The 7,090-nt window shown below is 74.0% G+C and carries 6 protein-coding genes; 3 read left to right on the top strand and 3 right to left on the bottom strand.

Annotated features, from left to right (window positions below; genetic code table 11):
* Positions 1-755: 755 nt before the first annotated feature.
* Both ACFV5N_RS22445 and ACFV5N_RS22450 read right to left on the bottom strand, forming a co-directional pair.
* Positions 756-1,655, bottom strand: coding sequence for a DeoR/GlpR family DNA-binding transcription regulator (locus ACFV5N_RS22445; RefSeq protein WP_385602717.1), 900 nt, complete (start codon positions 1,653-1,655; stop codon positions 756-758).
* A 169-nt stretch (positions 1,656-1,824) separates the two neighbouring features.
* On the bottom strand, positions 1,825-3,255 hold the full coding sequence (locus ACFV5N_RS22450; RefSeq protein WP_385602728.1) for an NAD(P)H-quinone dehydrogenase: 1,431 nt from the start codon (positions 3,253-3,255) through the stop codon (positions 1,825-1,827).
* 141 nt (positions 3,256-3,396) lie between these two features.
* Here ACFV5N_RS22450 and ACFV5N_RS22455 point away from each other — a divergent pair, with 141 nt between their 5' ends.
* From ACFV5N_RS22455 to ACFV5N_RS22465, 3 genes are all read left to right on the top strand, one after another.
* Positions 3,397-3,849 carry a gamma-glutamylcyclotransferase gene (locus ACFV5N_RS22455; protein ID WP_385602720.1) on the top strand — a complete coding sequence of 151 codons (453 nt, stop codon included), beginning with the start codon at positions 3,397-3,399 and terminating at the stop codon, positions 3,847-3,849.
* Positions 3,850-3,927: 78 nt separating this feature from the next.
* A complete protein-coding gene (locus tag ACFV5N_RS22460; RefSeq protein ID WP_026047016.1) occupies positions 3,928-4,734 on the top strand; it encodes a purine-nucleoside phosphorylase in 807 nt (268 codons plus the stop codon).
* 14 nt (positions 4,735-4,748) lie between these two features.
* Positions 4,749-6,416: a phospho-sugar mutase gene (locus ACFV5N_RS22465; protein ID WP_385602723.1), complete on the top strand. Its 1,668-nt coding sequence runs from the start codon at positions 4,749-4,751 to the stop codon at positions 6,414-6,416.
* Between the two features lie 45 nt (positions 6,417-6,461).
* On the opposite strand, the gene ACFV5N_RS22470 is transcribed toward ACFV5N_RS22465, so the two are convergent.
* A complete protein-coding gene (locus tag ACFV5N_RS22470) occupies positions 6,462-6,911 on the bottom strand; it encodes an Hsp20/alpha crystallin family protein (RefSeq protein ID WP_385602725.1) in 450 nt (149 codons plus the stop codon).
* Between the last annotated feature and the right edge of the window lie 179 nt (positions 6,912-7,090).

The raw sequence follows: 7,090 nt of genomic DNA on the forward strand, positions 1-7,090 counted from the left end.
GTGCGCAGGGGGGCGGGGGCGTGCGGTCGGTCCGTGGGGGGAGGGACGGGAGTGCGCGGGGCGCCGCCCGCGTGACCGGGGCACCGGCGGGCGGAAGGACCGTTCGTACCGGACGGCGGCGGCCGGGATCGGCGGGCGCATGGCGCACCGCCAGGAAGCGGCGGGCGGGCGACGGACGTCACCGACGACGGTCCCTCGCCGTGCTCTTCGTCCCCGGCCCCCCGGAGGGTTCGTCCGTGGCATCGCGGCCGCCGATGATCGGGCGGCCCGCTGCGGGCGTCGTGCGCTCCGGAGGTGGGACGCCGGTTCGTCTCCGGGAGGGACCGGGGCACGTCCTGCGCCGCGCGACGTAGCGCGCCGCTGTGCGGCGGATGCGCCGCGCGCATGTCCGCAGCCATCAACGGGCGCGTCCGGCCGCGTTCACGCCGGTCCGCGCCGTGCGCCACGCGGCCGTCGAGGGTCCGGGGTCGCGCGGTCCGGCCGTCGGCCGCGCGCCGGTGCGCGCCCGGTGTGCCCTCCCCCCGGCACCGCCCACGGCGCCTCGCGGGCATGCCGTTCCGCCGAGGCGCGCGAGGCCGTGATCGCGCGCCGGCACCGGGCACCTGCCGTCCCGGCTCGGCGGCGGGGGCACCCGCGCCGTAACGGGGCGGCCTCGTCTCCCCCGGCCGTACGTCCGGCGGCACGCTCCGCCCGGACGGCGGCCCTACCCTGCCGCCCCTGTCGGCGCCTGCGCCGCCCCGCCGTGCCCCGAGGGGTCAGCGGCGGCGCTGGGCGGCCAGGTCCGACAGGCGCTGCTGGGCGGACGGCGGGGTGATGGGCGGCGGGCCGGACAGCGGCGGTTTGCCGTGCGGCGGCTGGGCGCCACGGGGCCCCGGCAGCGTGCGCTCCCGCTCCCCCGGCTGGGCCCGGCCGCCGCCCGCCACCGAGATCCGTACCCCCTGGTCGGCGAGCGCCTCCAGTTCCGTACCGGCCCGCGAGCAGTCCGGTGGCGGCTGGTCGGTGACCAGATGGGTGATCATCTCGGTGGGCACCGTCTGGAGCATGGTGTCCGCGCCGATCTTGGAGTGATCGGCGAGCACCACGACCTCCGAAGCCGCCCTGGCCAGCGCCCGGTCCACGCTCGCGGAGAGCATGTTCGAGGTGGACAGGCCGCGTTCGGCGGTGAGCCCGGCTCCGGACAGGAACGCCCGGGTGACGCGCAGCCCTTGCAGCGACTGCTCGGCACCGCTGCCCACCAGCGCGTAGCTGGAGCCGCGCAGGGTGCCGCCGGTCATGACCACCTCGACCCGGTTGGCGTGGGCCAGCGCCTGCGCCACCAGGAGGGAGTTGGTGACCACGGTCAGCCCGGGGACCCGGGCCAGCCGGCGGGCGAGCTCCTGTGTGGTGGTCCCGGCACCGACCACGATGGCCTCACCCTCCGTCACCATGGAGGCGGCGAGTTCGGCGATGGCGGCCTTCTCGGCGGTGACGGCCAGCGAGCGTTGCGGAAATCCGGACTCCCGGGCGAAACCGCCGGGCAGGACCGCACCACCGTGTCTGCGATCCAGCAGTCCTTCGGCCTCCAAGGCGCGCACATCGCGCCGCACGGTCACTTCGGAGGTCTGGACGACGCGGGCGAGCTCGCGGAGCGACACGGCCCCGTTGGCTCGCACCATTTCGAGAATCATCTGACGACGTTCTGCAGCGAACACGGAACCGACAGTAACCCTAACGACCGTCTGGTTTCACCAGGTTGCGCAGAATTACCGAAGTTGTCTGTACGTGCGCCCCCGGCGTGATATATGCCAGAGGCGCCTGCTGCGCGCCACCCGCGCTGACCAGTGCCTACTGTTCCTCGGCGACCTTGCTCGTCTGCAACTGGCGCGCCGTTTCGGCGAGCGAACCCGACAGAGACGGGTACACGGTGAACGCTTTTGCGATCTGTTCCACGGTCAGACTGTTGTCAACGGCGATCGAAATAGGGTGGATCAGCTCGCTCGCCCGCGGGGACACCACGACGCCGCCGACCACGATCCCGGTCCCGGGACGGCAGAACAGCTTCACGAAACCGTCCCGCACGCCCTGCATCTTGGCGCGCGCGTTGCGCAGCAGCGGCAGCTTCACCACGCGCGCGTCGATCCGGCCCTCGTCCACATCCGCCTGGGTGTAACCGACGGTGGCGATCTCCGGGTCGGTGAAGATGTTCGCCGAAACGGTCTTCAGGTTCAGCGGGGCCACCGCGTCCCCGAGGAAGTGGTACATCGCGATCCGGCCCTGCATCGCGGCCACCGACGCCAGCGCCAGCACCCCGGTCACATCGCCCGCCGCGTACACCCCGGGCGCCGAGGTGCGCGAGACCCGGTCCGTCCAGATGTGGCCCGACTCCTTCAGCCGGACCCCGGCCTCCTCCAGGCCCATCCCGGCGGTGTTCGGGATCGCGCCGACCGCCATCAGACAGTGCGTGCCGGAGATGACCCGGCCGTCGGCCAGCGTGACCTCCACCCGGTCCCCGACCCGCTTGGCCGCCGCCGCCCGCGAGCGCGCCATCACGTTCATGCCGCGCCGCCGGAACACGTCCTCCAGCACGGCGGCCGCGTCCGGGTCCTCGCCCGGCAGCACCCGGTCCCGCGAGGAGACCAGCGTGACGCGGGAGCCCAGCGCCTGGTAGGCGCCGGCGAACTCGGCGCCGGTGACGCCCGAGCCCACCACGATCAGTTCCTCGGGCAGCTCGGCGAGGTCGTACACCTGCGTCCAGTTGAGGATGCGCTCCCCGTCCGGGCGGGCGTCGGGGATCTCGCGCGGGTGCCCGCCGGTGGCGATCAGCACGGCGTCGGCGACCAGCTCCACCTCGGTACCGTCCGGGTGGGTGACCGACACCCGGCGCGAGCCGTCCGGCGCCTGCTGCGGCGCGAGCCGGCCCCGGCCCGGGAGCACCGTGACACCGGTGCGGGTGACGGAGGCGGTGATGTCCTGCGACTGGGCCAGCGCGAGCCGCTTGACCCGCCGGTTGACCTTCCCGAGGTCCACGGTGAGCGCGGGGCCCTCCCCGCCGGGCAGCAGGATGCCCAGCTCGTCGTGGGAGGAGTCGAAGCTGGTCATGACCTCGGCGGTGGCGATCAGCGTCTTGGACGGCACGCAGTCGGTGAGCACCGAGGCGCCGCCGAGGCCGTCCCGGTCGACCACGGTCACCTCCGCGCCGAGCTGCGCGGCCACCAGTGCCGCCTCGTAGCCGCCAGGTCCGCCACCGATGATCACGATCCGAGTCACGTACCCCAGTGTCTCTCATGCCGCCGCGCGGGGAACGTGCGACCCCCTGACTGTGACCTGTCAGACGGAGGCGTTACGAAGCCCGTGCGAAGGCGGACAGGAACGGACGGCTCAGCCGATGACCGGCGCCACTCCCGTACGCTCAGTTCCATGTCGCTCTACGCCGCATACGCCGGAAACCTCGACGCCCGGCTGATGGCCCGCCGCGCCAAGCACTCCCCCCTGCGCGGCACCGGCTGGATCACGGGCTGGCGGCTCACCTTCGGCGGTGAGCACATGGGCTGGGAGGGGGCGCTCGCCACCATCGTGGAGGCGGTCCCCGACGACGGCCCGGGCCCCGGGGTCTTCGTCGCGCTGTACGACATCGCGCCGATGGACGAGGACGCCATGGACCGCTGGGAGGGGGTGGGCCTGGGCATCTACCGGCGGATGCGGATCCGGGTGCACACCCTGGACGGCGACGCCCAGGCGTGGGTCTACGTGCTGAACGGGTACGAGGGCGGGCTGCCCTCCGCCCGCTACCTCGGCGAGGTCGCGGACGCCGCCGAGTCGGCCGGGGCCCCGCACGACTATGTGATGGAACTGCGCAAGCGCCCCTGCTGACCGCCCGTGAGGCCGGTCGCCCAGGTCGGATCAGCCCCTCGTCTACGCGCGTAGGCCAAACTCGGCTAGGCTCCCCCCGTGACTGCTTCAGAGATTGCGGGCAAGGCGTCGGCGGACGACGCGGCGGCCCGGCTGCGTGAGTTGACCGGTGTGGACAGCCATGACGTGGCCCTGGTGATGGGCTCGGGCTGGCTCCCCGCGGCCGACGCGCTGGGCGAGGCGGTCGCCGAGTTCCCGGTCACCGAGCTGCCCGGCTTCCCGCCCCCGGCCGTCGCCGGGCACGCCGGTACCATCCGCTCCTACCGGCTCGGCGACAAGCACGTCCTCGTCTTCCTGGGGCGCACCCATCTGTACGAGGGCCGCGGCGTCGGCGCCGTGGTCCACGGCGTGCGCACGGCGGTCGCGGCCGGCTGCAAGGTGATCGTGCTGACCAACGGGTGCGGCGGACTGCGCGAGGGCATGCGCCCCGGCCAGCCCGTCCTCATCAGCGACCACATCAACCTCACCGCCACCTCCCCCATCACCGGCCCCCACTTCGTCGACCTCACCGACCTGTACTCCCCCCGGCTGCGGGCGCTGTGCAAGGAGGTCGACCCGAGCCTGGAGGAGGGCGTGTACGTCCAGTTCCCCGGGCCGCATTACGAGACCCCGGCCGAGATCGGCATGGTGCGCGCCATCGGCGGCGACCTGGTCGGCATGTCCACCGTGCTGGAGGCCATCGCCGCCCGCGAGGCCGGCGCCGAGGTGCTGGGCATCTCCCTCGTCACCAATCTGGCCGCCGGAATCACCGGCGAACCGCTGAACCACGAGGAAGTCCTCCAGGCGGGCCGTGACTCCGCGGTACGCATGGGCACACTGCTGTCGCAGGTACTCGGGCGCATCTGAGGAGCGGAGAAGCGATGACGACGCAGGAGCTGAGGGCGGCGGCCGAGGCGTGGCTGGCCGAGGACCCCGACCCGGAGACCCGCGCCGAGCTGGCCGCCCTGCTGGCGGCCGGGGACGAGGCGGCCCTGGCGGACCGGTTCGCCGGCACCCTCCAGTTCGGCACCGCCGGGCTGCGCGGCGAGATGGGCGCGGGGCCGATGCGCATGAACCGGGCCGTGGTCATCCGGGCCGCGGCCGGGCTCGCTGCCTATCTGAAGACCCGGGGCCACGGCGAAGGCCTGGTCGTCATCGGCTACGACGCCCGGCACCGCAGCGCCGACTTCGCCCGCGACACCGCCGCCGTCATGGTGGGCGCCGGGCTGCGCGCCGCCCTGCTGCCGCGCCCGCTGCCCACACCCGTCCTCGCCTACGCCATCACCCGCCTCGGCGCGGTGGCCGGTGTCGCGGTCACCGCCAGCCACAACCCGCCCCGGGACAACGGCTACAAGGTCTACCTCGGCGACGGCAGCCAGATCGTCCCCCCGGCGGACACCGACATCGCGGCCGAGATCGGCGCGGTCGGCGCGCTGGCGGACGTCCCGCTGGCCGGGGACGGCTGGGACGTGCTCGGCGAGGACCTGGTCACCGACTACCTGGCCCGGGCCATGGCCCCGCTCACGGCCGGCTCACCGCGCACCACCCGCGTCGTCTACACCCCGCTGCACGGCGTCGGGCAGTCCGTGCTGACGGCGGCGTTCGAGCGGGCCGGGTTCCCGGCGCCCGCCGAGGTGCCCGCCCAGGCCGAGCCCGACCCGGACTTCCCGACGGTCGCCTTCCCCAACCCGGAGGAGCCGGGCGCCATGGACCTGGCCTTCGAGGTGGCCCGCTCCGTCCGCCCCGACCTCGTCATCGCCAACGACCCGGACGCCGACCGGTGCGCGGTCGGTGTGCCCGACCCGTTCGCCGAGGGCGGCTGGCGCATGCTGCGCGGCGACGAGGTCGGCGCGCTGCTGGCCACCCATCTGGTACGCGGCGGGCGCGGCGGCACCTTCGCCGCCTCGATCGTGTCCTCGTCGCTGACCGGCCGGATCGCGGCGGCGGCCGGGCTGCGGTACGAGGAGACGCTGACCGGCTTCAAGTGGCTGGGCCGGGTCGAGGACCTGGGGTACGGCTACGAGGAGGCGCTGGGCTACTGCGTGGACCCGCGGGGCGTGCGCGACAAGGACGGCATCACCGCCGCCCTGCTGATCGCGGAACTGGCGGCGGCGGAGAAGGAGCACGGCCGTACCGTCCTGGACGTCCTGGACGACCTGGCCGTCGAACACGGCCTGCACGCCACCGACCAGTTGTCGGTCCGGGTCACCGATCTGTCGCTGATCACCGAGGCGATGCGGCGGCTGCGGGCCACCCCGCCCACCGAACTGGCCGGCCTGCCGGTCACCGGCGCCGAGGATCTCACCCGGGGCACCGCGACCCTCCCGCCGACCGACGGCCTGCGCTACACGCTCGGCGGCACCGGCAGCGGGCCGGTGCGCTCGGCGCGGGTCATCGTCCGCCCCAGCGGTACCGAACCCAAGCTGAAGGTCTATCTGGAGACCGTCCTGCCGGTCCCCGACCTGGCGACCCTTCCCGGCGTCCGCGAAACGGCCACCACCGTCCTGAGCCACCTCAAGCAGGCCGTGGCCGAGCACGCCGGGCTGTGAGCGGACGGGGGCGCGGACCGATGCGGTCCCCGCCCCCGGGCCGCGCTACTCGCCGGTGGTGATCTCGATGTGCCGTGGTGTGGCGGTCTTCGCCTTCGGGACGGTGACCCGCAGGACACCGTCGGACAGTCCGGCGGTGATGTCGTCGCCGCTCACCTCGGTGGGCAGCAGCGTCCGGTACTCGCACCGTCCGGTACGGCGGGTGCCACGCCGCAGGACACCGGATTCCTTCCGGTCCCCGTACACGGCGGTGACGGTCAGCTCCCGGTCGCTGAGCGCGACATCGATGTCGTCCGCCGCCACCCCCGGCAGTTCCACCGTGACGAGGTAGGCGTCGTCCGTCTCGTGCAGATCCGCGAGCGGGGCCCACGGCAGCTCACCGGCCGACGGCGTCGGCACCGACTCCAGCATCCGGCTCATCCGGTCGAAGAAGGTGTCGAAGTCCGCCAGCGGCTCGGCGAAGGGACCCGTCCGGCGTCGCATGGGCAGAGTCATCACATATCACCTCTTCCCTGCTTTCCAGGATGCCACGGAGCCCGGCACGGCCCGGCGTCCGCGGCCCCGGTGCGGAAGGTCCGGTTCGGCCGCCGGAACCGTACGGGGCGGGGGGGGGGGTCGCCCCCCCACGGCCCCCCCCCCCCCCCGCTGGTGGGCGGCCGCCAGCCCCCCACGGA

It is taken from the genome of Streptomyces sp. NPDC059853 (genome assembly GCF_042731495.1).
Lineage (GTDB): Bacteria > Actinomycetota > Actinomycetes > Streptomycetales > Streptomycetaceae > Streptomyces.

Coding starts and splice junctions, on each gene's coding strand:
- ACFV5N_RS22445 (WP_385602717.1), bottom strand. CDS start 1,655: ATGGTGCGAGCCAACGGGGCCGTGTCGCTCCGCGAGCTCGCCCGCGTC.
- ACFV5N_RS22455 (WP_385602720.1), top strand. CDS start 3,397: ATGTCGCTCTACGCCGCATACGCCGGAAACCTCGACGCCCGGCTGATG.
- ACFV5N_RS22465 (WP_385602723.1), top strand. CDS start 4,749: ATGACGACGCAGGAGCTGAGGGCGGCGGCCGAGGCGTGGCTGGCCGAG.
- ACFV5N_RS22470 (WP_385602725.1), bottom strand. CDS start 6,911: ATGACTCTGCCCATGCGACGCCGGACGGGTCCCTTCGCCGAGCCGCTG.